This is a genomic window from Pseudomonas sp. B424, assembly GCF_055408345.1.
Genome location: NZ_JBUZTL010000008.1, coordinates 169,860 through 194,432, shown reverse-complemented (window position 1 = coordinate 194,432; position 24,573 = coordinate 169,860). Strand labels below are relative to the sequence as shown.

The window sequence follows — 24,573 nt, the reverse complement described above, 5'->3', positions numbered from 1 at the left end:
CCCACCTGCACTTGCCAGAAAAACGAACGCTGCCGCCACTGCGTTTCGATGAGCCACAAACAGCATCCTGCTCAAAGCCGACTCAGCATTCGTCACCCTCAGATCACTCTTGAAATCGAGGCGAATGACCTTAATATGATCTTATCTTGCCATCATCGTTTTCAATCATGGATGTTCTCTGGGGTAGGTCGGAATGGCAGAACAAGAAGACGCTAAACCCGCAAGCGGGCGCTTCAACACAAATGATGAGACGAAGCGGATCGTATGGACACAGACCGCTGGTCATTGTGAACTGTGCGGCACGGATCTGACGTTCGATTATCGTGCCGGCAAGCCAATGAAATGGGGCGAAGTGGCGCATATCCTGCCCGCCAGTCCCAAAGGTCCTCGGGGACGCGCGGATCATGATGCTGAGGCGCACACGAACGATACTGCTAACCTGATGCTCCTATGCCCAGGCTGTCATGACAAAATTGATCGTGACGCAGACGGTTATCCTGAAAATGATTTGAGTGGTTTACACCAAGCATACCTAGAGCGCATCCGAATCGCCGCAACGACCCCTGATGGTGGCAGAGCGATTCCTCTCATTGTCCAGAGTCAGCATTTCCAGACGATCAACGATATTCCCGTTCGCGATCTGTTGACTGCGATGTCTGCGGAGGGATTAACCGCCTTCGATCAAGGCATCAAAATTGCCTTCCCTGCGCCCGGACCGCGCGGCAGGGACACTGCCTATTGGCAGAACGTCAAAGACAGCATCCAGTATGAGCTGGAGCAGCAACTCAAGCGTCGCGGCGGCACCTATGGCGACTCGCCCGCGCTAGCAGTAGTAGGCTTGGCCGATATCCCAGCTTTGATGATGTTGGGCCAGAGCATCGGCGATCGTTCCAAACGCTTAATCTTCTCTTTTCACCGCGAGCATCTTTTGCGCTGGCCCGATCAGTCTGCTGAGCCGCCCAGTTTTCTGTTTACGCCTCCACCCAACGGCGATGGTCCACTGGCGTTGGTGCTCTCCATTTCTGCGCAAGTTCCAGTTCGCGACGTTTCCGACGCTCTACCCGGTGCACGTATTGCAGAGCTGTCGATCCCAGAGCCAAGCTATGCGATGGTACAAAACCGTCGGGTGATTCATGCCTTTCGTGACGCACTTCAAATACGACTGAGCCAGCTTGAAGCTTCGACTCCTGACCCTATTCACGTCTTCGCCGCTATTCCTGCGGCATTGGCCATCGAGTTTGGCGCGTTGCTCACAACGCAGCATCAACATACGTACCTGATCTTCGATCGGGACAAAGAAAACCAAGATCGGTTTACGCAAACACTGCAATTGGGCTCGGTGGCCCAGGAGGCTAGGTAAATGCTGTTGAGCAACGAACAGACCAAGCGCAGCAGTTGGGAATATTTTCTGCTTCGCGCTGCGCGGGAAATCTCGCTGTCGGAAGCGCAGTACGAAAAAATTAATGACCGCTACTCCCAACTGGAAAAAATCCTCTCGGCTTCCGACAATCCGCTGCTCGCTGAGGCCCATATCTTTGTGCAAGGCTCGATGCGGCTGAAAACGACCATCAAGCCAATCCCCGGCGCGCCTGCGGATCTGGACACCATTGATGCGGACGCGATTATCTGGCTCCCTCACGCTCAAGGCGCTGGTGCGAAGGAAGTTCTAGAAGCGATTGAGCAGCGTTTTAGGGAAGGCTCCCGCGTTCAGGAAGAAGTTAAGCAATTACGTCGTGGCATCCGGATCGTTTATGCCGACGAAAATCCAGGTTTCCACATTGATGTCACGCCTGCCCGCGCGATCAACGGAAATGGCGAAGCAAACGGCGAGGGTAAGCTGGAGGTTCCGGATCGGGTCACAGGGTGGAAAGCAAGCAGCCCTATCCCTTACTCGAACTGGTTGCAGGTTGCTTCTGCCCAGGAAATCTCTCTGGAAAGCTTGGTAGTTGCCAAAAACCAGCGGATGCTCGATGCCGCGACACAAGATCCATTGCCGCATTATCAGGATTACATCGATCAAGATCCCCTGCGTGCGACCATTAAGCTGCTCAAGCGGCATCGCGATGAATGGGCCATCAACACAAGGAGCGCTGATACTCGCCCCATATCTGTGGTCATTACCACTTTGGCTACTCACGCATACCTGGATGTCGTAAAGGAATCGCAGTCGAAGCCTTTGGCTCCGCTCGATGCAATTTTGGAAATCGTTCGCAGAATGCCGCAGCACATCGCGCATAGAGGTAACGATTGCTTTGTCTGCAACCCTGCCGATAACGGCGAAAACTTTGCAGAAAAGTGGAATCGACCAGGCGAGGGGCAAGGCTATCGTCAAGCATTTGCCAAGTGGCATGCGGACGCCAGTGCATCCGTATCATTGGGTTTGGAAAGTTTTGAATCCAATGATTCCTTTGCCGAGGCAGTGAAAAAGAATTTCGGTATTGCGCCGGCGTTAATCACGGCAGTGAACAATGAAATCCCTGCGAATTGGACGATGCCCGGTCGACCGGATGGCACTACTCGAAACTCTGCTTCGATGGGTTCGCTCTTCGGAGGGGCTAGCGGTGGCGGAACCTCTCAGTCGAGCGTAAAGCCAGTTGGACGCCTTGGCTGATCCTATTAAGACGCCATTGCAGCGCGGAATCGCCGCACTGCGAAACACCCTAGGTCAGGATGCTGCCGATGCATTGCTCCAGCCCGCACCCATGCGGGCTGACGAAGCGGCGTGCTTTTACTTCCCCTTGCCCATCGATTACACGGGGCAGGAGCGGCGACTGCGTATTGGTTTCCCCTCCAACTTTCCCCGTGGGCTCTTGCGCCTAAACGTCGAACCCTCTCCATGGCTGGTTTGGCCGCATGCCACCAAGTCGGGGCTTTGCCTTCATGGCTTTCAGGAACGCCCCATCATGGGCTCCCCGGAGGTCGTGGTAGAGGACAGCCTTGCTCGCTTGGCCCAGATCGTTTCGTTGTCCAAGATGGGATCAAGCCAGGCAACGCGCGATATCGAATTTCAGAATGAGATCACTACCTACTGGTCGTTTCAGCATGGTCAGTCATTCCAGAACCTCTTACTGTTGGATCGACCTCAGACTGCCTCGCAGTTGTTTGCGCTCAGCGATCCGCGCCGAGCTGTGCCATCCGGTCAGGAAACGGTTTGGTTAGCATCGAACGTAGCTGCACTCAAAGGACATTACCGACGGGTTGTCGGGCGCTCCGCTGTCATTCGCGCGGCCGAAACTCCCGGTTTTTACGTCAAGCTTCAGACTTATCCGGACATACGCACCCCGGATCCCGAAGATTTATTGCTGTGGCTCACGCCACACCTTCAACCAGACGATGCCGAGCAATTGCTGGCATGGTTTGAGCTGCATGGAACGTTGCCGAGTCGATGGATTGTTCTCGAGCTTCCAGGAGGGGCAGATGCTCCAACATATTGCCTCAATGTGCGGTCGCTCGGCGTACAGCAGGAGCGGGGGGCAAAGTTTGGCTTGCGTACAGCGCGCCGTCGGCCAGCTATCGCAAATGCACATCCTCCGGCGCTCGTCCGAGCAACTGCCCTGGACGTGCTTGATCGAGCGTCCATTCTATCCCGCGATATAAGTGGCACTGCACAGCACCTTGAAAATGCTCGAGTCGTTTTTGTTGGCGTTGGCTCATTAGGCAGTGCGGTGGCAATACAATTGGCACGATCCGGTGTCGGCCACCTAACCCTCATCGATCCTGACACTTTGGTGTCAGCCAATCTGGGGAGGCACGTACTGGGAGCGGATAGCCTAGGGAGACTGAAAGCCTCAGCGTTGAGGGACAAGATTCTGTTAGATCTTCCGACGACAGAATGTACCGCTTATGCGACTTTTGCCGAAGTGGTGATGAGCAGCAAACCAGAAGTGTTTGATAACGCAGATCTGGTGGTGATCACGACAGCAGACTGGCAGTCGGAGGTCACTGTATGGCGAGCCAAATCAAGCGGCGCTCCTTGGGGGCTTTTACAAGCCTGGAGCGAACCGTATACACAGGTAGGCCATGCTCTATTCGCACCAGCCGGCACCTTTGATGGCCGTCAGTTGTTCACGGACGTCGGCGATTTTCTGCATAGATTTACAGAGTGGCCGGGAGGCGGTGTTGTTCCACTGCCCGCGTGTGGCGAGAGCTTCATCCCAGGCGGCTCGCTGGGAATGACCAATATCGCCTCCATGGTGTCGCACACGGCCTTACGCGCATTGACCGGCAACATCGCCACTGCATCTTGGGTCAGCAGCATTTACAGACCTGAAGATGTGCTGAGCCTAGGAGGCCAATACCATGGGCCCAAGCTGCCAGAGGGGGCGCAGCAGATCCTACTCGAGCGCGGATGGCCGGAAGATAAGGACGAAACGGTATGACGGATATCGCATGGCGCTGGCGATGGCCGGAGGTGAATTCCGAGCTGTTGGTGTCCCAAGCTGTCGCGGACATCTTGGATAGCCATCGGCAGGGCCTTTTTGGCGTGGAGCGAGGGGGACAGTTATTCGTCAACCCGGTTGATCCGAAAGGGTTGCTGCTGGCCTTGGCCACGTTGCCTCATCGCGCCGATCGGTCAGGCTGGTCTTGGCTAGAGTTGGATGCGGAGCGGTGCCGTCAGGAGATCCAGGCTGCCAACGAACAAGGGTTACGTCTGGTGGGCTATTGGCATACGCACCCCCAATCCGTTCCGGTGATCTCTCCGGCAGACATCGGAAGTTTCTCCAAATTTGCTGCACGTTACACGCAGGATCTGCCGCACCCAATAGCCATTATTGTCGGCAAGTCCGAAAAACCAGAAGGTATCAAGGCGTGGTCGTTCAGGGACGGCAGATATGTTGAGGCAACCTGGGTCAGATGAGCTTCAAGTCCGTGCGGTGGAACGCAGGTCAGCGTTTACCTTTACCCGCTAGCATTAGTGCGAAGAGCTCTGCCTGAAAGCGGGCATCATCCAATGCGTTATGGTTCGGTTCGCTGAGTGGCTTCAGCGCAGCGGTCATCTTGGATGATTTTGTTTCCTGCCAGCTGCACCCTACAGCTCCCATGAAATAGGCCTTCATGTCGATAGCTGTAAAACCAAAGGGGTTGGTTTCCAGGTATTTGTGGAAGTAGTAATTGACGAATGACCAGTCAAACGGTGCATTGAGTCCTACGAAAATGACTTTTTGCCCCGTTTGGCAGGACGATTTCAGCCACTGATCAAATGTCAGCATCGCCTGTTGCGGAGCAAGGCCCTCGCTCTCCAGCTTCTCCAGACTCAGCCCCGATACTGCCAGCGCTTCGGGGTCGTGTTTCGGACTGTCAGGCCGTAGTTCAAGATAGATGGACGTTTCAGGTTGGGCTACAAGACAAGCTCCAATGGAAAGCAGACTGTATTCGCCTGGTATAGGCCCAGAAGTCTCGACGTCGACGGAAACATAAAGCTCATCAGGGTGCATGTCATATCCTTTTGTGTAGTTACCTGATTACGCTCAGGCTCTTAGCCATGTGAAGGTGGAAAGGCAGGTATAGCCATTGCCCATTTTTTGCTGTTTCACTCGCTATCCGGGCTTCGAGCAGCGGCAGTGCCTGTCTACCAGCGGATTGCGCGTTCCTTTGGTCAGCTCTGGGCCCAAGCATAATGATGTGTGTCATTCTCTGATGGCGGATGAGGGCCGGACGATCATGAGTGAAACTGAGCGCTGGATAGTCAAATGCCAGAAAACTGAGGACGGTACTGGCGACATCATCATTGATCTGCCTCAAGAGTTGCTTGACCAAATGAGGTTAGGTGTTGGGGACGACCTGGAGCTAACGGTATTAAATGGCACATTAGTCCTGACGCCCGTGCGCAACTCAACATCGGTGCGGCCCATGTTTGCTGGCGCCCTGCGTCAGGATGCCTATCATGCTTACCGCATGCGTCTGGAGACGCTTCTTCATATCTCTGTCAATGCTTCGGATCTGGACATTCACGACATGATAGTAGCTGGCTTCTCGGTCAGCCTGATCAAAATGCTTTGTGATGATGGAACCCTCTCCAACGAAGAACGCGACAGAATCATTCACCCCAAAACGCTCAAAACAAAACTGTCAGCCAATCAGCTTTTAACGTTGCATGAGAGTGATCGCCTGTTCCGGTTTGCACATGTTACTGCTATGGCCGAGGTGATCTTCGGTGACAAAGGGAAGGCTAAACAATGGCTTTCCAAACCCAAAGCCCGTTTTTTGGGAGAAAGCCCATCGGCGATGGTCACTACAACCTTTGGCACACATCTAGTTGAAGAAATGCTGATTCAAGTGTCTGAGGGCATGTCATTTTGATTCAGTCGCAGCCAAACGGCTTCTACCGCTCCTTGAGTACCATGGATTCATGCGCCTATACCGGCGTCGCCTTGCCGAATACGGCATGCACGGGCATCCATGAAGCACTAGGTCACCCACATTGGCACCTACCGCTAGGTAGGGATCACGCGCGCCAATGGCATAGCTGGGTACTGGCGCAAACCACTTTATCCGGTGACAGCTCGATAGAAATCATCCCGTTCAGTGAGAGGAAGGGAGAAGACGGAACAGCCATGAGATCACCCTGCTGCTATCCGTCGGCATCGGAACCTGGTGATCCGCTGGGAGCTAAGCTGAATGATGCTTCTCGTTCGAATCGGTTTTTTTGATCGGCAGGAGGTACAAATGAATTTGGCAGATTATGTTTCAGTGCTTTCTGCGGGTGAGAAAATAGATGGTTGCCAACTTACCACCTCAGATGCTGTGGACCTCGCCAGTCTGCATTTTCCTTCCAGTGCCTATTGTCTTGTTGCTGATTGGGCAATATTGGATCTCGACATTACACCACGTCAGCGAAAAGCCATTACGGATAGACAGCTAATACCTGCTCTCGTTTACGCTTTGACTGTTATCCAAGACAGTCAAGGCCGCTTCCCGCCTGGTGATTGGGTCCGAACATCGCTGGGTGTTTCCTTAACCCACAACTACTTATTTAGAACAAAAAACACAGTTTATGTGCTGATGGGGACCGGTCGAAGGTTGCGCACGGATTTAGACATCGCACTCAGCCTGTGCTGAAAAACGCTATTCCCACACAGGTGAGTGACTGGTCGCGCTCACATAATATTTCGGCCTGTATGAACGCTCTCGCTGTTGTGTCAATCTATGTTGTTACCAATCGAGCCCCGTATTTGAAGTGCGACCTGTCTGTGTCAATCTATGTTGCTGTTGCCTTTACCCCGAATCATCCTACAGACCCCGATTTACGGGAGGGGCTGAGTCAAACTATGTTGTTGGTAACCAGATGTATGAAAAATGTCCGACCAGCAACCAAGCTCACAACTCTGGCCATTGCAGCGTTTTGCGGAGCGTTTATTTTCATGGCGGTTTGCTTTGTGATGGGTTTCTTTCCCTACTTTTCGATTCCGATTCCCACAGGTGTACCGTTTGGCCGACTCAATGTAGGCAGCATGCTGGGTAATACCCCCCTTTCCTATGCAGCTGTTTGTGGCGCTTTGATTGGTGTGGTTTTGATCCTGACCACTTCTAATGAACGCGAAGAAAAATCCGCGTAATCACGGAAATCGACCATGGAAAGCTCAAAGCGCACCCCCCCGGAAACTATCGACGCGCTGTTTGATGCGGACCCGGCGCCACGGCCATCGCTGGAGCGCGCCGAAATGATAGATACCCTGCAACAATCAATTCGGGATCTGCGCCGCCAGGATAGCAACGAAGGTCGCGTCACCTATGTGACCGAGGCAAAAACGCTGATGAGTGTCATGCGTCGCGCCTCAATGCTCGATGCTGAAACCGATGCACGCTATCGAGCGATCATCCTGGACGAGCACCGCCAGGCGATTGAGCGCTGCCGGGCTGCCGGTGAACTTGTTGACCCGTCTGTTGCTGGCCGCGTTGACTTCCAACTGTCGCACCTGGTGCGCGATGGCTACCTACCCCAAAAGGATTTTCCGCAATGAATGACCTGACGAATCCTGACGTGCTGGCCGTGAATCTGCCCGGTGAATTCCTGGACAAGCTGACCCGGTACGCACAGGAGGATGCCAAGCTGGCCGCCGCTGATCCGATGGATCGTGAGGCGTATATCGCGCAACGTGCGGTTTCTCAGGGATGGGCCGCAGCGACAGCCCATTTGCTGCTGTATTGCCTTCAGCCACCTGAAGGCTCCGCTCTGGCCGAGGCGAAGCTATCCCGCTCTGATGCCTGGCTCAAGACCCAGGGCGATGCGCCGCCGATGGTGTTTGCCCCCGACCTGCTCGACAAAGTTCGTACCTAGGAAAACAGTGTCATGAGCGTTGAAGAACAGAATGTAGAAGGCTTTGAGCTGACTTTCAGTGTGCAGATTGACGAGAACCGAATTCTTGAGCTGTTGGTCGACCAGGTGTTTGCCGGTGATTGCGTTTGGCAAGTCACGGACGCTGGTGGTCAGGTTCTGGCCCGTTCTGATGTTTACAAGGATCAGGCCCACTGCCTGCGTGACGGGCTGAATAAGGTTGACCACGAAACACGGCGTTTGGAAGAGGTACGAGGCAAGGCATCGTCAATCGCAGTTGGCTTGATTGAAGCAGCAGACAACGAGCTGGAGGCGCTGCGCCGAAATGCAACCCGCTATGAGGTGCTGCGCGAACACTGGCTGCAGATCGACGACGGGACCGTTGTGCACCGTGCCGATGGGCTGGATTTGTGGTGTGACAAGCGTTTACCAGCATCAAAAGATCAATCACCGAAAAGTTGACGGAAATCTTATGAGCACTCCTACAGTAATCCAAACCAGCAAAATTTTACCTGTTAGCGGCCCGGCTATGCCTCCTAGTCAGAGCCAGGTAGATGCTATGGCTACCAGTATCAAAGGCATGGGCATCCTAGAGCCGATCCTCGTTCGTAAAGTGGGCGACCGCTATGAAATCACACCTGGTGGAGGCATGGTTCGGTGGCTTGCGGCTACGAAGTTGGGAATGGATATAGTCCCAATCAGGGTACTGCAACTCGACGAAGAGGACTGCGCAGCAGCGTCACTCATCACGAATATGAATCGTGAGTCCATAGCCCCCGAAGAAACGGTTGGCAACCTGGAGATGCTGATCGAGCAGTTTGGCGAGAATGTGGCTGATCTGGTCATGGAGCAGCTACCTGACCTTCGCGAGGCCGCGGCCTCTAACCCGGAACTACAAGCACGTATCAATGCCGTTTTAGCCCGATGCAAGATTAATAGCGAGAAGTTGTAGGAAACCCCGCTCAAATGCAGCCCAAGCCTCGGCCTACGCTGGGGCCGGGTCAGTAGAAGCACACCGGATAGGCCGGGGTGCTGTGAAGGAACTAAATCATGTTGAAACTGAAAGCTCGAATTCTTCCCGCTTGGGCGTGGGGAGTTGTTCTGTTGACTCCAGCGGTGCTAATCCTCTCTCTGGCGTGGTTCGTAATCAACGAAGCACTGAAAACATCCGCTGTGGTTCAGATCGTGGCAAAAGCCTCAGAAGCTGGCCTGCTGGAGCAGCCCGAGGTTCGTGGATTAGCTCAAACAGCGTTCAGCGGGTCGGCCCCTTTTGTGATCATGTGCGCAAGCATCGTGGCAGTCGTATTACTAAACTTTGCCATCATCTTTACAGCGCGTCGGGCTGATCTTGGCCAATAGCACGGAAAACACCATGAAATATTGGATTGCTCAATGCGCGTAGTGCGGGGCCGTCAAGCGTGCGCAGTAGTCGAAGCCAATCAGCTGCACCGAACAGATCCGCACGGGTGACCACCAAGCTCAGTGAGCCGATGCAAAAAGTTCTGATGAAGTTGGGCAAGGGCTGGGGTTGGGCCGATTTCGAAGTAGATGGCCCTCTGTCCTATGCAGCGCGGATTCGCACATGTGTAGCCTCGCTGAGCGAGGTCTGGTGGCGTGAATATCGAGCGATTTGTCTCTTGGGTTTACGCGGTTTCATCTCCTGGAGGACCGTTGCAGCAGCTGCAACCGCGATTATCGGGCTATCTATCTCTTGGTTTAACGGGGAGGGCATCTCTTGATGTGGTGGCGGGGGTGGCGCTTCGAGTGAATATCTGGTGTTTTGTCTCTCGGTGGATAGTTTTGATGTGTCGGATCGTGTGTGCTCACGCAATAAAGGGTGGCTCATCACAAGGTTGTAGACACACGTATTCCACGAAGACGTGCCGAGGAGGGCACGCACCAGGCATATCCCCCCTTAGAAACTAGAAGCGCTCGACATAGATCAGCGCAGGGCCATTCGAATAGTTTGTTTGGCCGATTCGCTGAAGGGGTTTGCAGCGATATTTTTCAGGCCTTCATCAAGCGTTGCCCGTTTCATCCAGCTTTGCCAATTCAAACGCAAGTCACTAATTTCCGTGGGCGACAACCCGCCGTGGGCCTGAGCGTATTGATGGAGCCGACCATTTGGCGTGGCCCCAGCCTCGTACTGCTTTGCCAAAGCTGACAGTTCATCTAGGCCTAAGGATTTCAGCTTGATGCCCGCCAGCTTTGCCGCGATTTCCTTTTGTAGAGGCTTGTCATGAACTAACCAGCGCGCTGCAAGAGCGGTGTTTTTGTCCCAAGCTATTTGGGTGTCTTGTTCTGCTCGTGCCGGAAGTATTTCGACAAGAACATCTCGCGTCAGTTGAGTGTATTCAATCGCTTTGTCCAGCAGCACTTTGTAAAGGGCGCCGCTCGACTGCTCAATGAAAGGTGTCAGCTTGGTGAGGTATTCAGCTCTGTCATCAATACCAGGTGCAGCGCGATGACCAGCTGAGCAGAGCTTGTGAATATAGGCATCGAGAAGGACGGCTTTTGCCATCTCTTCCCGAAATGCATCGGCGCCATGCGCCTTGATCATCGAATCTGGATCGTGGCCATCCGGCAAGGTGGCCATGTAGATTGCGAGGCCGGGATGGTACTGCTCCATGATGGTGTCGAGCGTACGCTCTGTAGCCTTAACTCCGGCATTATCGCCGTCCAGACACACCGTTAGTTTTCGCACACCGGAATTGAGAATGAGCGAGAACTGAGTGGGGGTGAGGGCGGTACCCATCGGCGCAAAGCCAAGGGGGATATTGTTGTCGGCCATGGTTATAACGTCGGTATAACCCTCAACCAAGATACCTTCTTTCGAAGCTTGGATTGCTTTCCGATTTTCAAACATCCCGTAAAGAATCGCGCCCTTGTGAAACACCTCCGTTTCGGGGGTATTGATGTACTTGGGTGACCCCTCTCTTGCTTCGAGTAGGCGCCCCGCGAAACCAACCAGCTCTCCTTCGTGAGTCCGGATAGGAAACATGAGTCGTCCCAGGAAGAAATCCCTTAACCGTTCAGTTTCTTTAACCGTGGTCACAACGCCAGCTTCCTTGCCAGCCATTCGGATTTTATGCGAGCTGAAGTGATCAACAAGGCCGCGAAAGTCTTGTGGGGCGTACCCGATTTGGAATTTGTACATCGCACCAGGTGTGAGGCCACGACCTTCAGCATAAGCCTTGGGGGCGTCGTCTTTTACGTGGCTCTGATAGTAGATCCGGGCCACATTCATGGCGATGAGCAAGGTGCTTGAATCGCTCTGTGCAGGTTTGTCGTCCACGGCAAGGCTCCCAGGTACGTCCGATCGTTGTTTAAAATTTGATCACGTCAAGGCTGAGGCAGCCAGTCGCTATCGTAGACACTTACCCACAGAGTTATCCAGTGAAGCAGTGGATAACTGGAACAAATGCGCAATGTACAATATTACGATAAAATAATGATCGCGGCTTGATTGCCGCGAATAATCAGCACATCTGTGTCCGAAACCCGGCGCAGAGAGATGCGCCCTTACTGGCCCGGATTGGGCCTTTGGCGTTACCAGGATGCGGTTTCCGCAGCCGCTAAAAGCAGATAGGGAATCAGAAATGCTTGTTCATCTGACACCGCAAATTCGCGCCTGCAGCACCAACGAGATCTGTTCGCTGATCGACGTCACATCCGAAGAGCTGGGCTTCGTTTTGGAGGGCGGCAAAGATCTAACTGCCCGTCGTCCATACCCAAACAAAGACTACCTTGTGGCTTGTCGTAAAGTCGGTCAAAGGGCCATGAATGGGATTCTGATCGAGCTGCAGGAGCCAATCCGTGAATTCACCGTGGTCACCCGCTGGGCGGTTGCTGCAAGCCACATTGCCACCCATCGAGTGCGCTACATCATCCTTGACGATGACTACGACACAATCAGCGAAAACATGGTGTTGTGGTACGGCACTAGCGAAAGCTCAGGGGGGTTTGAATCGCGCTGGCCAAAGGATGTGGAGTACAGCACACCGGCTAGGACGCAGCCACGAATGGAGGTGTTCCCGCGCCTAGATAGATGTGGAGAGATCAGTGACAAGACGGACGAGCAAGGAGCCATCATCGAGCGCTCCGAGGTATTCCGCTTGCCCACAGTTCAGCGCGAACGAGTCATAGATCTGAAGTATTCCTTTGATGACCGCATCCCCGGAATCGAGAGTGCGTTTCGATAAGCGCTTGTCATTAACTCGTTGAATGAACCTCCCAAAGCTGACGCCACCCAGGCAGATCTTGCCGGAACCTAGAGTAAACTCATGCGATACGTCATTAGCGTTGCCCACCACTACCTGACTGGAAAGCTGTCTACCGAGCATGCGGTATATGCCCTTCGGGAGAGACCATCGGCTGTCGCCAGCAAAGGCAAAACTTGGGTCATCGACCCTGACTTCGAAGTCTGAAAAATTAACAGTGATTAGCGTGCCATTGGCAGGAAAGCTAAGGGAAAAAAATGAGATTTTTTTGGATTTGCTGTTGCGTGGTTTCAATCACAGTCCCGGTCGCTTTCATGGTTTTAGGTCCAATCGCTCGGCAGCATGGAGTGGAGCAAGCGACCCTTGTGATTGAGGCCTCGGCGTGTGGTGACACAACTGGTGATGTAGCAGAGGGCTGGGAGAATCGTTGCTCCGAACGAGCGGCAAGTAGAACCAATCCCTAGCGGAAAACTTTGCAAAGAGATCAGCTTGTTGGGCCGCGCTGCAAAAGCTTGATGCCCTGCATGAGTCACGTTAATTGCCGTGAAAATGGAATGGCGCTGCCTCTTGCGTGTATATCTCTAGAGATATACACTTAAGTCAATTCAATAGACCCCAGAGATAATAATGTTAAAGCGCAACTATGGTGAATACGTCGCGGCAGTTTCAGGTTTCGGTGTAACTCCCATTATCGAAGTGGTGTGGAGTGATGGGCAACTGACATTACCCGCCCCGAAGGATATTGACATGCCGCTGTCGCTCAATTTCGCAATCGCGATGGCAATCGAATCTGGAGACCATAGCGGTGCTTCACAGTTGATCGACAAGTGTTCTGGGCATGACGAGGATTGTTGGAAGATGTATACCAAAGAGGGCGACTACTTCGCGGCAGGAGGCCTTTGGTTCAACCAACAACAGTGGGAGAGTGGCGAGCGGCCAGATGCGAGCCCTATGACCGTGGCGCACATGCTCGATTTTGAAGGGGATCTGCCAACGTGAAGGCCTGAGCCCTTAGCTCAAGGCCTGTAAGCCGCTTTGCCTACCTCCCAGCCCAGCCGTCAAACCGTTGGGCTGAAGCCGTACAAGAGGGTGCTTTTTGCTCCCTCAGATCTAGCGGGATAACGATTCATGCAAGGCCAACAGATCAATGTCACCGACCAACTGAATGATGTAGGCCTTTCGCCCGAGCCTCTCTTACAAGCAGCATTACTGTGCAATAGCCTGCGGCTAGCGAGCAATGCAGGCGAGCTTAGCGTTGCCGTTGCTCAAGCGAACGGTGTGCTTGTTGGTATGCGCATTGGTATGGTCATCAGTGAAGAGCAGCAGGAACATCTACAGGTGCTGTTCGAGAGAGTCAGGCAAGTGACTCAGACCCAGCATGAAGTACATGCGGAGCAGCAGTCGCCGGTTAACCAGGTAACTGTCACTTTCCTTGACGGTCTGCCAGGCCCCTTTGATGGCCCCTGCATCTTCCTGCTCGATGATGGATCAATCCATGCCGGAGAGGTGGTGCGTAACTCGGCAATTTTTGCTGCTGGCTCTCTAAGCACCCTGAACACTGCAGGTGGTATCAATGAAAAGTTCGAGATCCCGCTGCGTCGAGTAATCGGCTGGGCAGATGCCAGTCCGCGAGATAGAAACAGCCTACGGAAATAAGCCATGTCCAAGTTGAGTAAGGTCAACGACGTGCGGTTATGTCGGTCCGATAACTGGCACCAAGTACTCGGCGATTCAGTAGCTCGTGCCGTAAGGTGGGCGCGTAGACAGGACCGATTCAGTAATCAGGTCTGGACTAAGTGGCATTACACCGAAGGTAATGGCGCGTTCACGGCTTGCGGAACACCCGTCGTGGCATTCGAAACAGATGGCAGCCCCCAGGAGCAAAGCACTGGCCTTGTAAATTGCCGTCGCTGCCTTTCTGTCATGGTTCACCAGTCACTTAAGCTCAGGTAGAGAAGGGTGCTTAGCACTCCTCAGGAGAGAGAAGAGAATTATATGACATTCGTAATGCCCAGCATCAAAGCCATGTTGAAAGCTGCCTTTTGGGGAGCACTGTGCGCCGTTTTGGTTTGCTTTGGATTGAGTTTAATTCCTAGTCTTGGCCCCGCGCCAACGCACGGCCTACTTGGTTTTGGAGTTCTCATTGGAACGACTCCTTTGGATAATGCTGTGATGTTCGGCGCTCTTGGGGGCATCCTCGCCTCACTTATTGCTAAAGCTTCAGCCAAGTAGGGTAGGCCATCACCAAGCGGTTTGCACCGCTGATAATCAGATAGAAAAGAGGTTCACACATGAACGTAGAAGCATTGAGAAAACTTGAAAAAAAGCTGCGCAAAGCGAAGCGCTCGTCGTTCTTTTGCGGCGTTCTAGTGGTCATGGTCATGATGGCCTTTGTGATCGTCTCCAAAATCGGAGGAGTTCCCGTAGACCAGGAAGCTGTTGCGACAGCGGGTACGCCGATAGTGATCTTGATTGCGCTAATCACAGGTCTGTGCGGCTTTTTTCATTCCAGCGTTAAAGCAAAACTCAGAAGGTTGCAGCTATAACCCTCAGCATTCTGACAAAGCTCGCCCAGCTGAGCTGGAAGCGTTACGCGATGTGATTGATACGCTTAGGAGCGTGCATGATCTTTATGCCTTGTTGGCACAAGGGGGCGCGATCAGGGAGCGGATATTGAGCGCTTGGCCAGACCTGATCGACGAAGACGAACATAGCGACTGGCTCGACAAACTCAAACCTTCTGCGCTGCGTCGCCAGTTGTGATGGCAAGGCTCAACGTCGCTAAGCATCAATGGCCGCATTTAACTCACTCCCGATTCAGGTAAGCAAATGTCTACAGTCCTCTTTCATGAGTCACCTCCATCACATGAGGTGGCTGACCAAGTACTGCAAATGGTAGATACCTACCTATCCGACTTAAGCATGCTGGCCGTACCGCCAAGCAACCCTCTCTATGAGGTTTACCGTTGGACTTTGCCCTGCGAGGTCGATCAGTACCTGCAGCGAATCGGTCAGGTGCCTACAGCTCCCGTAGAGCTTATTGTGGCTTTCGATGATGTCGACCTGCGGAAGGTGGTCGGCTTTCTTCTGTATCTACCAGTTCCGTCTCACCCTGACGCATGTGGAATTACCTACATGGCAGTCAAGCAATCGCACCGTAGGCGTGGGCTCGGCACTACCATGATGCGTGAAGCTATAGCCCGGTACCCTCATGTTGAATTGACCTGTCCGGTTAAGAAAGTTCCTTTCTACGAGCAGATTGGCTTTCAGGTGATTGACTCGGAAAATACGCAGGTTGTGATGAACACCAGGTCTGCAAGCACTACGGGGCTGATGGGGATTGTAAACGCGGAACAGATCCTCCACTCATCCCAAGCGAAGCAGATTCATGCGCAGCTTGTTGGCCGGTTGGGTCTGAAAGTGATGGCTAATGCGGAGAAACAGCTCCAGCGCCATGTAGACCAGCTTACGCGCCAGGCAGCATCGTTTGTCCGCGAACGCATGTCAGCAGTATAGGAACACGCTCATAGAGGTACACCGTATGCCCAGCTTTCAGCGCTGGGCAGCGGCAGTAGATGAGGCGCAATTTTCGAGCTAGCAGTATCGGCGACCTCTGGAATTACGAACCAAGAACAGGAAGAGAATACCTAGATGTTTAAAAAGAAATGGTCTGAACTAAAGCCACAGTTGGCCAAGATGTTTAAAATGAAATGGTCTGTACTTAAGCCACAGTTGGCCAAGATGCTTAAAAAGAAATGGTCTGAACTTAAAACACAGTTAGAGTTCATTCACAGCCCTAGGCTATGGTGCGTTAACATCGGCGCAGCTGTTATGTCTTGGAAGTATTGGGATGGCATAAAAAAGGATGTACAGACCACTGCAGATGCGGATGTAACCATTGTTGCGCTAATAGTGATGGCTATTGCGAGCATTTGGATCTTCATAAACGCTGACAAGAAAGTAAGAAGTTATTTCGAGCGTGAAGGCGTGCCTACCTTATTTGCGAATGCAGATCATCTCGAAAAAATAGACAAGCGACTCATCAAGAAATGGTTGATGAAGCACTATTCACTGGATAAATATAATGAAGCCTGTGCTCTATCACTTACTTGGTTTTTAACATTTGTAGCAATCGCCTTGGTTGGGCCCACGGCTGATACAAGTAATGGATGGGGTGTTCAATCGATCCCGAAAACAGGATTATGGGTCTCTGGAGTGTTGTGTGTATTTTTGCACTGGTACCGGCACAAGATCCGCAAAGAGGAAAATGCTAAATGGTTCAGTCTTTCAGACAACTTTCCTATAATCAATGATCTACCCGGCTTTAAAAGTGGCTATATCATGTGTAAATCACCTGCGCCACTGACTCAATGGGGCGACCAGGATAGATATGTGATCAAGACATCTATGGTTAATAGCAGCAGAATGCCAGGAAAAGGTTCACTCGATCGCGCAAGTGTTAAGTGGCGTTTATTACTGCAGAGTGAGTAATTGCTCTGTAAAAATTGTTTCCGGCTAGTCCGCCCGCAAATATGGCGGGTATTCACCAATGCCAGGAATATTTTTCAGAAAATCGCGAGTCAAGAGTCGGAGGTCGATTTGACATTAATAACAAGCGGCCAGTATGACGTGCTTATAAAGCTCATGCGGGGTGATACTAAGAGTCCTGCTAGCCGAGCAGCCCGTCTTGTACTAGTAGATGGAATCTCACAGGCCGATGCAATGCGAGAAACAGGTGCGAGCCGAACGACTGTTCACTTAACAGTAAAACGGTACACTGAGGCCTATGAGTTAATTAAATCTGCATTTATGAAATAATGAAAAATACTTGAGCATATTACTCTAGCGCAATACACTGAGGCCCTATCGAATCCTCTCAGGATACGATCATGCATCAGTCTACCAAAGCACATAACACCCTCTTTGCTGCTGGTTTTGACTTCTCTTTGGAGCTGGGTGGGATTGCCTACCCGTTGTGTGCAGTTGAAGGTAGTTGTTCCGCTTCAACAGATGTTGAATTTGAGGAGATGCATACTGGCGGTGGGTGCTTGGCACTTCGCCGTAGCATGGGTGGCCTTTTCATGCTGATCACTGATGAAGATGGTAGCAATCTACCAGATATGCAGGATTGGAAGGAAAACATGATTGGTGTGTATCGGGAAGCTGATGATGAAGAGGTCGTTGTTTTGACGCCCTTGCAATGGATGCAGGTAATAGATATCGAGGCAAAGCGTTGCTCTAGCACTCTACCATAATGGATTTATATCAAATCCGATTGTGTTTATCGCCCAGCAGCACTAACGCCCCAGCCTAATAACTGGGGCAAATCTAGTATGAGACTTGTATTTATCGCGTTGATGACCCTGAAGAGTTAAGATTAAGAAGACAGCTAAATGATGGCCAGCTCTGCTGGAGGAAAGGGGAAGAACTTGAAGATATACCGAGCACCTAAAAAGCCCATCGATGAGTACACCTCAGAAGAAAGGCGAGCATGGCTAGATAACCACGCTGCAACTGCAGAAGAAAGACACAAGCAGTCTAGTAGTTTTAGGATAGTCGCTGCGATTTGTTTGGGAGCTGCACTAGTGATTTCTATAGGGGCGCTAATACTGTCGTCACATAGCAGCTAAGTTAGTAAGTCCCTAGGTGCACTTGGATTCATTCAAGTTACAGTGTTTGCGGAAAAATATTCCACTGCTACAACGCTCGACTAAGTCTTTGAGCTGAAGGGTATCCCGAAATTTTAACTAAGAGCGAGCAGCGCGCAATGCCTACAAAACAAACTAAGAAATCGAGTTTTTCCTATATTGAAAACGTTGTACGTTCACTTGAGACATCCAATTTTGGACCTCGTGTTAGCGCGGCTGCACGTCTCACAAGCATGCTGGTGGTAGTTGCATGTTTCTGTATTTTGCTCCCTTGGGGTTTGAATAAATCGACGTTATATGGGCTTGGCCTGGCATTCGTTTTGGGCGCGTGCTTCTTTCTAGCTTTTCTAAAATTCAGTAAGCAGCCAGATACTTGGCAACAAGCTCTCGATTCTGCTTTGGCAGTTTATGAGCCTATCGACAAAGATGCCTACTTGCAGTTGCAGAAGAACGTTGCCCTCAATGGGTGGGCCCCAGCGGCGTTAAATGAGTGGATAGCAGCCGAGCAAGCCGCATTAGATGCCGAAGAAATACGGATAAACTCTAAAGGGCCAAGTGAATTTCTAGATCGGCGCCTACCGTAAATTCGACATGAAGGAAGTACGATGAATCCAATAGCACAAGAAGCATTAGAGCGAAACACAAAGGCGAAGGAAGTCTCTACGGAGCCGGGACAGTCGGCGCAACGTGAAATTAGAAAAAGTACCTCCAGGACCAGACAAGCAAGCGCGTCTCGCGATGCAGACAAATTTGTCGCACGGCTGCCAGATGATCTTCGGTCCAGGCTGGCGGCACGTAGTAAGTCAGATGAGATAAGCATGAACTCGGTACTTGTCAGCGCTCTTAAAAATCATCTGGATTGCCGAGACGAGCAAAAAATAATTATAGATTCTTTGGTACTTTTAAGGGCTGAGTTGCAGAAAGCCTTGGCTTCGGCCAACAAGGTATCCTGATATTAATCACTGCTGGTTAGTTTGCTAAATTTATGTAACGGCTTGGTACAGGGCTGCTGTAGTGCCAGGTCGGGCATGCTGAAGCAAAGCAATTTGGTTCCACTGAAATGCCCGACCCCCTGCAGATCTTGTCCGAAAAGGTGGGGGGGTGGTTCGAGGCATTATAATGCCACGACAATGTGTTAAAAATCATTTGGACGGGTGGGCGGCAAGATTGGCACGGTTATCTCCGTGACAAGATACATTACGCACTATAATACCTATTTGCTTGCGTAATGACCCTTGATATAGCGGCAAGGCATAAAAACGCATGCTGGTAGCTCCTGACTATCAATCGAGCAAAATTAATAGCTCTACTAAATGACTGTTTAGTATAGCTAATTTTCATGCAATATACGGTAATGCTCTCTTTGGGTTATGGTTCGGCTGGAGCGTTTGAAAAAATCGCTAACCTATTGATTTATATAGGTTAATTTTCTTTATGCGCTGCTGTGTGAAATCTGAAGATTCTGCAGGGTCAGTGTGCTGCAGATTTCACGTAGGAGCGCGTGTTGGCCACTGGCTTTTGTGTCTTTGCGACGGCTCTTTGAGCTGTTCAGCAGGCTGAATCCAGGTAGATCAACCCGTTAAAAGTGCAGATTTAACTGCATATTAAGGCGGCCACACGGTATTATTCATATTTAATACACGCTTAAGCGTGTAGTTAATTGATGGCGAATACGTGTCATGACTGGAAAACAATTTGATGTTTGCGCTCATCTAATACGGTCGCGCAATGGTGTCGCTCATAAGGCTGCGAGGCTTGTACTAGTCGATGGCCTTAATGCCGAGCAGGCGCGAATAATGCTGACAAATAGCGATTTATCAGATCAACAAATAAGTAATGCAGTTCGGCGCTATGAACGTGCGCACAGCCTGATATTGACTGCGTACAGCTGCCGTTAACCATGGAGTGAATGAAGCATGTATGTGGTGAACAGGAAGCTTGGCCCAGTACGAAAGTTGGATGACGCCGAAATTAAAGCTTTGTGCGAGTTTCAACGAACAGGGGAGTCAGTGAAGGCAACTACCCTTCTCCGCAATGTGCATCGTGATTCGCACTGGATTTCATGTGGTTGTGTAGAACCAAGACCAGTGTTGAATATTGCCTTGCTGGAAGGTGGCCGATACGTGCTGCGCAACAATCCATCTTGCGAGATGCACGCCCTCACCTGCCCGTTCATTAAGGCCGAAACTTCCTTGCTCACCACCTCCAGGCACAACAGCAACATTGCTCTTGAGAGAATCCATCCGGAGACCTTCATTCCGCTGCACGTCAAGCGCAGTCCACAAGGTACTGGCGTGCCCGCCAGTGGAAGGGGAAAACGCGTGCTTGCCCTTCTGCTCTCGATGATCGAGCGTGCAGGGGTCAGCATTTATGATCCTTCAAAACCCATAGCCATCAGCAGTCAATACGCCGCTTTGCGGGATTCCGCTATGGAGTTCAGCATGGCTGGCGGTACTCCATTCGGCGGCTGGCTAGATACCCACATTGAGCCTATTCGCTTGTTCGCTATGGCAAAGCGGCTTCGAGCAGAGCCTCATCAGGTCGCTGTGCTGAAATGGGGTGCGATGCTGGATGTGGTTGACCAGATAAGGGCCCGAAGTATTACCTCTGGCGGGGGCCACATGATGCCCTTCTATGGAAGGTATGAGTGCCAGTTCAGGTCTCACTCCCCTACCCTCGCCTTGGTAACAATCGCGGAGCTAGATCGCCCAGGGTATTTTGAGTTATGTCATGTCGCAGCTGTGCCAGTATTAAGTAAGGCCAATCTCTTTCCAGTTGTATGTGCAGCCGAGCGCGCCCCTTTAAAAGAGTTATTCGGCCTTGTTGATTGGATTTACAAAACTTCTGGAAAGCCGCTAATTTTGAGAAGAAATATATTTGACCCTGTTACTAATCATTTAATTGAGCTACGATCTAATAAGGTTCAATTCTTTATCGATCTTAGTTCTGATCATCAGTCCCCACTTATTTCTGATAGTGATTCAAACATACTGAAGCTTTCTGAACTTGGTTCAATTGCAAAGCTCAAAAAGGTAATAGCTTCCAGGGTGCTTAAGCCAGATGCCAAATAACTTGATTGTGTCACCCCGCATGCATTCGACTCCGACCATTCTGAGTTCGGAGCGTGGCCATGTGTACACCGTAGAGTTCGCTATGAATGCCTTTCTCGGGCGTTTGGCTGATAACAGTAAGGCCACGGTGCGCCACGGATTAAGGAAGGCCGCTGATGAGTTGGGCTATGAAGACGTACCTCTTCAGCTCGTGCCATGGGACCACATCGATGAGCCCGTCTTGCGGCAATTGGTCGAGCGCTGGCGCGGGACTGTGTCCAATGCCTCGATCCGCATTTACATCTACGCGGTGCGCGGGGTTGTTGAGTCTTGCGTGAGCCATAGGCTGGTTCATCGTGATCAGTATGAGCCTATGCGTAAGGTTCGGGCACCAAAAGGCACCAACCGCATTGGGCTCGGCCAGTACATCAAGGAGAAGGACCGGCGCAGGCTTTTACAAAGTTGCGAGGATGACGAGCGCAAGACTCTTGCGATGCGCGACAAGGCTATGTTGTGCATTCTGTTCGGTTCTGGGATACGGCGGGCGGAAGCAACTCGGCTTGTGATTCAGGACATCAATCTTGATGAGGGCACCTTCCAGGTGGTGGTCAAGGGGGATCATCTCGTCGAAAAATATCTGACTGCTTGGGCTATTCCTCCTCTCAGGGAGTGGATAGCGGAGCTGGCCAGCCTGAAAATCAAATCTGGCCCGGTTCTTCGTCGCATGAGCAAGGGCGGCAAACCGTTGTCGCCGATGAGTCCAAATGGTTTGTGGAGAGCACTTGGTGAACGATGCATTCACGCGGGCGTGCAGCCGATTAAGCCGCATGATGCTCGACGAACGCTGGCCACCGACCTGATTAGCGAGCATGGCCTCAACATTGCCAAACTTGCTTTGGGCCACCGCGACATTGCGACAACAGCGATTTATGACATGACAGACCGAAACGCCATGAAAAACGTATTTGGCAAAAAGACAGAATAACCTTCAAATTTCACTGAAAAACCCCTAAAGCCCGCTAATAAGCGGGTTTTTTGCATTTATTCCCTTTGAATCAATAAAAAAATATAATATTTATATATTGATTCTGGCCGGGCAAAACGCTACTATTTACACATCGAAGGAACACGATACGACAATGAACTGAGGGCTTAAAAATGAACAAGAGCACCAAACCAGCTGGCGGCTTCATCAACACCCTGAGCAAGTTGGGTGATGCTGTTGCTGATGTTCGAAAGGAAATCAAGGAAGCAAAGGCAAATGGTTTGGAAGCTCCTCGCCTCCCTGTGAGCCGTGGTGATGGATGGTCGGTTGATCCATTACTGCTGATTGAAGAAGAAGGCTTTAACTCGCGTGGTGCGTTTGCAACCGACTACTGGAATCGACCGGATGTCGTGGCCCACATTCGAGGTTTTGCAGACTCCTACAAAGCCGGTTCCTATGTGCCGCCAATGGTTGTGATTGTTCGCGATGCTGACATTATCATTCGCCAAGGTGCACACCGCTGGCGCGGCTTGAAATTGGCTATCGCTGAAGGCGCAAAAATTGAACTTGTTAGTGTCATCGAGCAGAAAGGTGACGAGGCCGAGCAAACCAAGCTCTGCTTGAACGACAACAATAGTCGACACCTGGCGCCGCTTGACCGTGCCGTGCACTACGGCAAGCTGTCTAACTGGGGTTGGCCAGTATCTCGCATAGCGAAAGAGATCGGCATGACGGCTGAGCATGTTCGTACAACTTTGGTATTGCTAGAACTGCCAATTGATCTGAAGCGCATGATTGCTGATGACGTAATCCGTGCGACTCTTGCTCTGCAGTTGTTTAATGATCATGGTCATAAAGCGCTTGAGTACGTAAATGCGGCCATTGCTGAAAAAGAAACTGCTAACACGCTAGCTGTACAGGTTGGTTCGCTAGAGTTAGAGCTTGCAGGGTCAAAAAATGGTGTTGAAAACGCTGTAGCTACTGAGGTCAACGGATCTACACCAGCTTTAGAGCCCCAGCCTCAAAAGGCCTCTACTGAGCCCCCACAGAAGCTGAAGATCACTGGGAAAGACCTCAAGAAAGTGGTTGCTACTACGCCTAAAATCAGCAAAAAAACTGTTAACTTCGTGCACAAGAGTTTTGAGGCTTTAGCTCAGAGCATTGACCAGATCACTCTTAAAGGTGACCGCTTTGTGATGGAGATGAGCGCAGATGAGTTCGAAATGATGAAGGAAATGAAGGCTCAGTTGATCGCTGTCAGCAAGCCTGAACCAGATCAAAAGGACCAGGCGCAAGCTGATCTGCTCGAAGGTCAAAAAGAAGCCGCAAATAGCACTGGCCAGACACTGCAGTAATTTGGTGAAGTAGAATCCGAAATAATTTAGGGGCCTTGAATGGCCCCTTATGTTTGTGGGCCAAATAGTTTGTTTGTTTGTTTGTTTTTCCTGCCTCTCTTGGTAGACCCACGACATACTGCGACGCTCAAGCTGAATGATTCATCTGACAAATTCACAATCAAAGGAGGGAATGATGGTTCGTAAAATGGTTACTCTCGGTCTACTCACACTACTGCAGGGATGCTCTACGAACGAAGTGGCCCCTACCCTAGCCTCTAACCCAAACGTGAAGACGGTGTTAGGTGGCCAAGGCTATCCCGTCCTATCCTCCATCCGCTTTGTCAGCCCTAAAGCATCAACTCTCGACCAAGCTGCGCTGTGTGCCAAGGCGGGCGTTGAGGGCCTAGAAGCTGACCCCGTTTTAATCGGCCACAATGTGCAAGTGTCTGGTACCAGTTCATTCGAGCCGCCGCCGCCATCTATTGGGAAGCCCTTCAGGTACACCCTATTGATCAGCACTGGAACAGCAACGGTCTTTACTTTCGACCGGATTAGGTACACGGCAGCGGGACCTATCGGGGCCATTTCTGACAATGGGGCAGAACAAGCTTACGAAGCAATGCGTGAGATCGCGGATAGAGTTGAACAGTGCCTGCCTTGATTGAGGGCGATGGCCACGGAAAATCCAGATGAGTGACTTGCGGACAGCTGGAGATCTCCCCAGCAAAACAGTGGTCGAGTACGCAACCATAAAGGTCGAGATTCCACATAGGCTGATCCCTGCAAACCTTAGGCAAGAGTTCTACGAGAGCGAAGACATTGTTAAAGGCCTCTATGTGTCCCCTACGGGGAGACTCACGTACAAAACTCTGTATTTGGAAAGTGAAGCTTTGGCTCATAAGTTCGCGGCCCAGCTGGCTGTCATTTTTAGGGGCAGACCATACCGCGACCATTACAAATTGTCGGTGTCGGTTGAACGGACGACGAAGGTAGTTACAGCCACCAACGGGAAAATTCATCATTCAGCCGTGGTGGCCAACAACCTTATCGGATGACTC

28 protein-coding genes are annotated in these 24,573 nt (G+C 51.5%); 26 read left to right on the top strand and 2 right to left on the bottom strand.

The annotated features are described in order from the left end of the window. The first annotated feature begins 193 nt into the window (after positions 1-193). Genes ACZRMS_RS12575 through ACZRMS_RS12560 form a run of 4 tightly spaced genes read left to right on the top strand, consistent with a single transcriptional unit; the run spans position 194 to position 4,858 of the window. Positions 194-1,360 carry an SAVED domain-containing protein gene (locus tag ACZRMS_RS12575; protein WP_047304356.1) on the top strand — a complete coding sequence of 389 codons (1,167 nt, stop codon included), beginning with the start codon at positions 194-196 and terminating at the stop codon, positions 1,358-1,360. Next, positions 1,361-2,611: a nucleotidyltransferase domain-containing protein gene (locus ACZRMS_RS12570; protein WP_047304353.1), complete on the top strand. Its 1,251-nt coding sequence runs from the start codon at positions 1,361-1,363 to the stop codon at positions 2,609-2,611. It abuts the gene before it with no gap. Continuing rightward, entirely contained in the window at positions 2,595-4,379 is a 1,785-nt protein-coding gene (locus ACZRMS_RS12565; protein WP_047304352.1) for a HesA/MoeB/ThiF family protein, read from the top strand. Before ACZRMS_RS12570 ends, ACZRMS_RS12565 begins: the two co-directional genes overlap by 17 nt. After that, positions 4,376-4,858 (top strand): Mov34/MPN/PAD-1 family protein, encoded by a 483-nt coding sequence (locus ACZRMS_RS12560; protein ID WP_032901850.1) that lies wholly within the window; start codon positions 4,376-4,378, stop codon positions 4,856-4,858. Before ACZRMS_RS12565 ends, ACZRMS_RS12560 begins: the two co-directional genes overlap by 4 nt. Before the next feature lie 28 nt (positions 4,859-4,886). Here the strand turns inward: ACZRMS_RS12560 and ACZRMS_RS12555 are convergent, their stop codons facing one another. Further along, positions 4,887-5,435 (bottom strand): 3'-5' exonuclease, encoded by a 549-nt coding sequence (locus ACZRMS_RS12555; protein WP_032901853.1) that lies wholly within the window; start codon positions 5,433-5,435, stop codon positions 4,887-4,889. Between the two features lie 226 nt (positions 5,436-5,661). Here ACZRMS_RS12555 and ACZRMS_RS12550 point away from each other — a divergent pair, with 226 nt between their 5' ends. The 8 genes from ACZRMS_RS12550 (at position 5,662) to ACZRMS_RS12515 (ending at position 9,634) form a co-directional block, all read left to right on the top strand. Continuing rightward, positions 5,662-6,300, top strand: a complete 639-nt coding sequence (locus tag ACZRMS_RS12550) for an antitoxin Xre/MbcA/ParS toxin-binding domain-containing protein (protein ID WP_230679725.1) — start codon at positions 5,662-5,664, stop codon at positions 6,298-6,300. Positions 6,301-6,618: 318 nt separating this feature from the next. Continuing rightward, a complete protein-coding gene (locus ACZRMS_RS12545; protein ID WP_155418777.1) occupies positions 6,619-7,059 on the top strand; it encodes a DUF6957 family protein in 441 nt (146 codons plus the stop codon). Positions 7,060-7,289: 230 nt separating this feature from the next. Continuing rightward, complete coding sequence (locus ACZRMS_RS12540; protein WP_463995520.1) at positions 7,290-7,556, top strand: hypothetical protein; 267 nt, start codon at positions 7,290-7,292, stop codon at positions 7,554-7,556. A gap of 15 nt (positions 7,557-7,571) precedes the next feature. Beyond that, on the top strand, positions 7,572-7,961 hold the full coding sequence (locus ACZRMS_RS12535) for a hypothetical protein (RefSeq protein ID WP_463993172.1): 390 nt from the start codon (positions 7,572-7,574) through the stop codon (positions 7,959-7,961). Then, positions 7,958-8,278 (top strand): hypothetical protein, encoded by a 321-nt coding sequence (locus ACZRMS_RS12530; RefSeq protein WP_463995519.1) that lies wholly within the window; start codon positions 7,958-7,960, stop codon positions 8,276-8,278. The genes ACZRMS_RS12535 and ACZRMS_RS12530 overlap by 4 nt, the downstream gene beginning before the upstream one ends. 12 nt (positions 8,279-8,290) lie before the next feature. Then, positions 8,291-8,737, top strand: a complete 447-nt coding sequence (locus ACZRMS_RS12525) for a hypothetical protein (protein WP_463995518.1) — start codon at positions 8,291-8,293, stop codon at positions 8,735-8,737. After that, positions 8,673-9,227 carry a ParB/RepB/Spo0J family partition protein gene (locus ACZRMS_RS12520; protein ID WP_463995521.1) on the top strand — a complete coding sequence of 185 codons (555 nt, stop codon included), beginning with the start codon at positions 8,673-8,675 and terminating at the stop codon, positions 9,225-9,227. The genes ACZRMS_RS12525 and ACZRMS_RS12520 overlap by 65 nt, the downstream gene beginning before the upstream one ends. Before the next feature lie 98 nt (positions 9,228-9,325). Then, complete coding sequence (locus tag ACZRMS_RS12515; protein WP_463995517.1) at positions 9,326-9,634, top strand: hypothetical protein; 309 nt, start codon at positions 9,326-9,328, stop codon at positions 9,632-9,634. A 583-nt stretch (positions 9,635-10,217) separates the two neighbouring features. On the opposite strand, the gene ACZRMS_RS12510 is transcribed toward ACZRMS_RS12515, so the two are convergent. Beyond that, positions 10,218-11,570, bottom strand: a complete 1,353-nt coding sequence (locus ACZRMS_RS12510) for a toprim domain-containing protein (protein ID WP_169872904.1) — start codon at positions 11,568-11,570, stop codon at positions 10,218-10,220. Positions 11,571-11,874: 304 nt separating this feature from the next. Between ACZRMS_RS12510 and ACZRMS_RS12505 the strand changes: the two genes are divergently transcribed. The 14 genes from ACZRMS_RS12505 to ACZRMS_RS12440 all read left to right on the top strand — a co-directional run bounded on the left by ACZRMS_RS12505 (position 11,875) and on the right by ACZRMS_RS12440 (position 24,570). Then, positions 11,875-12,477, top strand: coding sequence for a DUF6012 family protein (locus ACZRMS_RS12505; protein WP_463995516.1), 603 nt, complete (start codon positions 11,875-11,877; stop codon positions 12,475-12,477). A 645-nt stretch (positions 12,478-13,122) separates the two neighbouring features. Next, on the top strand, positions 13,123-13,494 hold the full coding sequence (locus tag ACZRMS_RS12500; RefSeq protein WP_326427881.1) for a hypothetical protein: 372 nt from the start codon (positions 13,123-13,125) through the stop codon (positions 13,492-13,494). Positions 13,495-13,623: 129 nt separating this feature from the next. Beyond that, complete coding sequence (locus tag ACZRMS_RS12495) at positions 13,624-14,151, top strand: hypothetical protein (RefSeq protein WP_463995515.1); 528 nt, start codon at positions 13,624-13,626, stop codon at positions 14,149-14,151. A 339-nt stretch (positions 14,152-14,490) separates the two neighbouring features. Continuing rightward, on the top strand, positions 14,491-14,727 hold the full coding sequence (locus ACZRMS_RS12490) for a hypothetical protein (protein WP_326427884.1): 237 nt from the start codon (positions 14,491-14,493) through the stop codon (positions 14,725-14,727). A 59-nt stretch (positions 14,728-14,786) separates the two neighbouring features. Continuing rightward, positions 14,787-15,041 (top strand): hypothetical protein, encoded by a 255-nt coding sequence (locus ACZRMS_RS12485; protein ID WP_326427885.1) that lies wholly within the window; start codon positions 14,787-14,789, stop codon positions 15,039-15,041. A 283-nt stretch (positions 15,042-15,324) separates the two neighbouring features. After that, positions 15,325-16,011 (top strand): GNAT family N-acetyltransferase, encoded by a 687-nt coding sequence (locus tag ACZRMS_RS12480; RefSeq protein WP_463995514.1) that lies wholly within the window; start codon positions 15,325-15,327, stop codon positions 16,009-16,011. Positions 16,012-16,146: 135 nt separating this feature from the next. After that, entirely contained in the window at positions 16,147-16,986 is an 840-nt protein-coding gene (locus ACZRMS_RS12475) for a hypothetical protein (protein ID WP_463995513.1), read from the top strand. Positions 16,987-17,384: 398 nt separating this feature from the next. Beyond that, entirely contained in the window at positions 17,385-17,750 is a 366-nt protein-coding gene (locus ACZRMS_RS12470; RefSeq protein WP_463995512.1) for a hypothetical protein, read from the top strand. Between the two features lie 512 nt (positions 17,751-18,262). Beyond that, the gene (locus tag ACZRMS_RS12465; protein WP_463995511.1) at positions 18,263-18,727 is read left to right on the top strand and encodes a hypothetical protein; all 465 of its coding nucleotides are present in this window, start codon (positions 18,263-18,265) and stop codon (positions 18,725-18,727) included. A gap of 21 nt (positions 18,728-18,748) precedes the next feature. After that, a complete protein-coding gene (locus ACZRMS_RS12460) occupies positions 18,749-19,096 on the top strand; it encodes an Arc family DNA-binding protein (protein ID WP_463995510.1) in 348 nt (115 codons plus the stop codon). Between the two features lie 963 nt (positions 19,097-20,059). Next, complete coding sequence (locus ACZRMS_RS12455) at positions 20,060-21,214, top strand: hypothetical protein (RefSeq protein WP_463995509.1); 1,155 nt, start codon at positions 20,060-20,062, stop codon at positions 21,212-21,214. Positions 21,215-21,296: 82 nt separating this feature from the next. Next, positions 21,297-22,178 carry a tyrosine-type recombinase/integrase gene (locus tag ACZRMS_RS12450; protein WP_463995508.1) on the top strand — a complete coding sequence of 294 codons (882 nt, stop codon included), beginning with the start codon at positions 21,297-21,299 and terminating at the stop codon, positions 22,176-22,178. Between the two features lie 173 nt (positions 22,179-22,351). Continuing rightward, positions 22,352-23,533 carry a ParB/RepB/Spo0J family partition protein gene (locus ACZRMS_RS12445; RefSeq protein WP_463995507.1) on the top strand — a complete coding sequence of 394 codons (1,182 nt, stop codon included), beginning with the start codon at positions 22,352-22,354 and terminating at the stop codon, positions 23,531-23,533. 671 nt (positions 23,534-24,204) lie between these two features. Continuing rightward, positions 24,205-24,570, top strand: a complete 366-nt coding sequence (locus tag ACZRMS_RS12440) for a hypothetical protein (protein WP_463995506.1) — start codon at positions 24,205-24,207, stop codon at positions 24,568-24,570. The last annotated feature ends 3 nt before the right edge of the window (positions 24,571-24,573 follow it).

Bases quoted from the DNA above. Each gene is read 5' to 3' on its own strand.
- ACZRMS_RS12475 (WP_463995513.1), top strand. From the start codon at position 16,147: ATGTTTAAAAAGAAATGGTCTGAACTAAAGCCACAGTTGGCCAAGATG.
- ACZRMS_RS12450 (WP_463995508.1), top strand. From the start codon at position 21,297: ATGAATGCCTTTCTCGGGCGTTTGGCTGATAACAGTAAGGCCACGGTG.
- ACZRMS_RS12505 (WP_463995516.1), top strand. From the start codon at position 11,875: ATGCTTGTTCATCTGACACCGCAAATTCGCGCCTGCAGCACCAACGAG.
- ACZRMS_RS12455 (WP_463995509.1), top strand. From the start codon at position 20,060: ATGTATGTGGTGAACAGGAAGCTTGGCCCAGTACGAAAGTTGGATGAC.
- ACZRMS_RS12440 (WP_463995506.1), top strand. From the start codon at position 24,205: ATGAGTGACTTGCGGACAGCTGGAGATCTCCCCAGCAAAACAGTGGTC.
- ACZRMS_RS12575 (WP_047304356.1), top strand. From the start codon at position 194: ATGGCAGAACAAGAAGACGCTAAACCCGCAAGCGGGCGCTTCAACACA.
- ACZRMS_RS12555 (WP_032901853.1), bottom strand. From the start codon at position 5,435: ATGCACCCTGATGAGCTTTATGTTTCCGTCGACGTCGAGACTTCTGGG.
- ACZRMS_RS12465 (WP_463995511.1), top strand. From the start codon at position 18,263: ATGCCTACAAAACAAACTAAGAAATCGAGTTTTTCCTATATTGAAAAC.
- ACZRMS_RS12560 (WP_032901850.1), top strand. From the start codon at position 4,376: ATGACGGATATCGCATGGCGCTGGCGATGGCCGGAGGTGAATTCCGAG.
- ACZRMS_RS12525 (WP_463995518.1), top strand. From the start codon at position 8,291: ATGAGCGTTGAAGAACAGAATGTAGAAGGCTTTGAGCTGACTTTCAGT.
- ACZRMS_RS12500 (WP_326427881.1), top strand. From the start codon at position 13,123: ATGTTAAAGCGCAACTATGGTGAATACGTCGCGGCAGTTTCAGGTTTC.
- ACZRMS_RS12515 (WP_463995517.1), top strand. From the start codon at position 9,326: ATGTTGAAACTGAAAGCTCGAATTCTTCCCGCTTGGGCGTGGGGAGTT.
- ACZRMS_RS12485 (WP_326427885.1), top strand. From the start codon at position 14,787: ATGAACGTAGAAGCATTGAGAAAACTTGAAAAAAAGCTGCGCAAAGCG.
- ACZRMS_RS12545 (WP_155418777.1), top strand. From the start codon at position 6,619: ATGATGCTTCTCGTTCGAATCGGTTTTTTTGATCGGCAGGAGGTACAA.
- ACZRMS_RS12490 (WP_326427884.1), top strand. From the start codon at position 14,491: ATGACATTCGTAATGCCCAGCATCAAAGCCATGTTGAAAGCTGCCTTT.
- ACZRMS_RS12470 (WP_463995512.1), top strand. From the start codon at position 17,385: ATGCATCAGTCTACCAAAGCACATAACACCCTCTTTGCTGCTGGTTTT.
- ACZRMS_RS12570 (WP_047304353.1), top strand. From the start codon at position 1,361: ATGCTGTTGAGCAACGAACAGACCAAGCGCAGCAGTTGGGAATATTTT.
- ACZRMS_RS12520 (WP_463995521.1), top strand. From the start codon at position 8,673: ATGGGCTGGATTTGTGGTGTGACAAGCGTTTACCAGCATCAAAAGATC.
- ACZRMS_RS12535 (WP_463993172.1), top strand. From the start codon at position 7,572: ATGGAAAGCTCAAAGCGCACCCCCCCGGAAACTATCGACGCGCTGTTT.
- ACZRMS_RS12445 (WP_463995507.1), top strand. From the start codon at position 22,352: ATGAACAAGAGCACCAAACCAGCTGGCGGCTTCATCAACACCCTGAGC.
- ACZRMS_RS12495 (WP_463995515.1), top strand. From the start codon at position 13,624: ATGCAAGGCCAACAGATCAATGTCACCGACCAACTGAATGATGTAGGC.
- ACZRMS_RS12540 (WP_463995520.1), top strand. From the start codon at position 7,290: ATGAAAAATGTCCGACCAGCAACCAAGCTCACAACTCTGGCCATTGCA.
- ACZRMS_RS12480 (WP_463995514.1), top strand. From the start codon at position 15,325: ATGTCTACAGTCCTCTTTCATGAGTCACCTCCATCACATGAGGTGGCT.
- ACZRMS_RS12550 (WP_230679725.1), top strand. From the start codon at position 5,662: ATGAGTGAAACTGAGCGCTGGATAGTCAAATGCCAGAAAACTGAGGAC.
- ACZRMS_RS12460 (WP_463995510.1), top strand. From the start codon at position 18,749: ATGAATCCAATAGCACAAGAAGCATTAGAGCGAAACACAAAGGCGAAG.
- ACZRMS_RS12530 (WP_463995519.1), top strand. From the start codon at position 7,958: ATGAATGACCTGACGAATCCTGACGTGCTGGCCGTGAATCTGCCCGGT.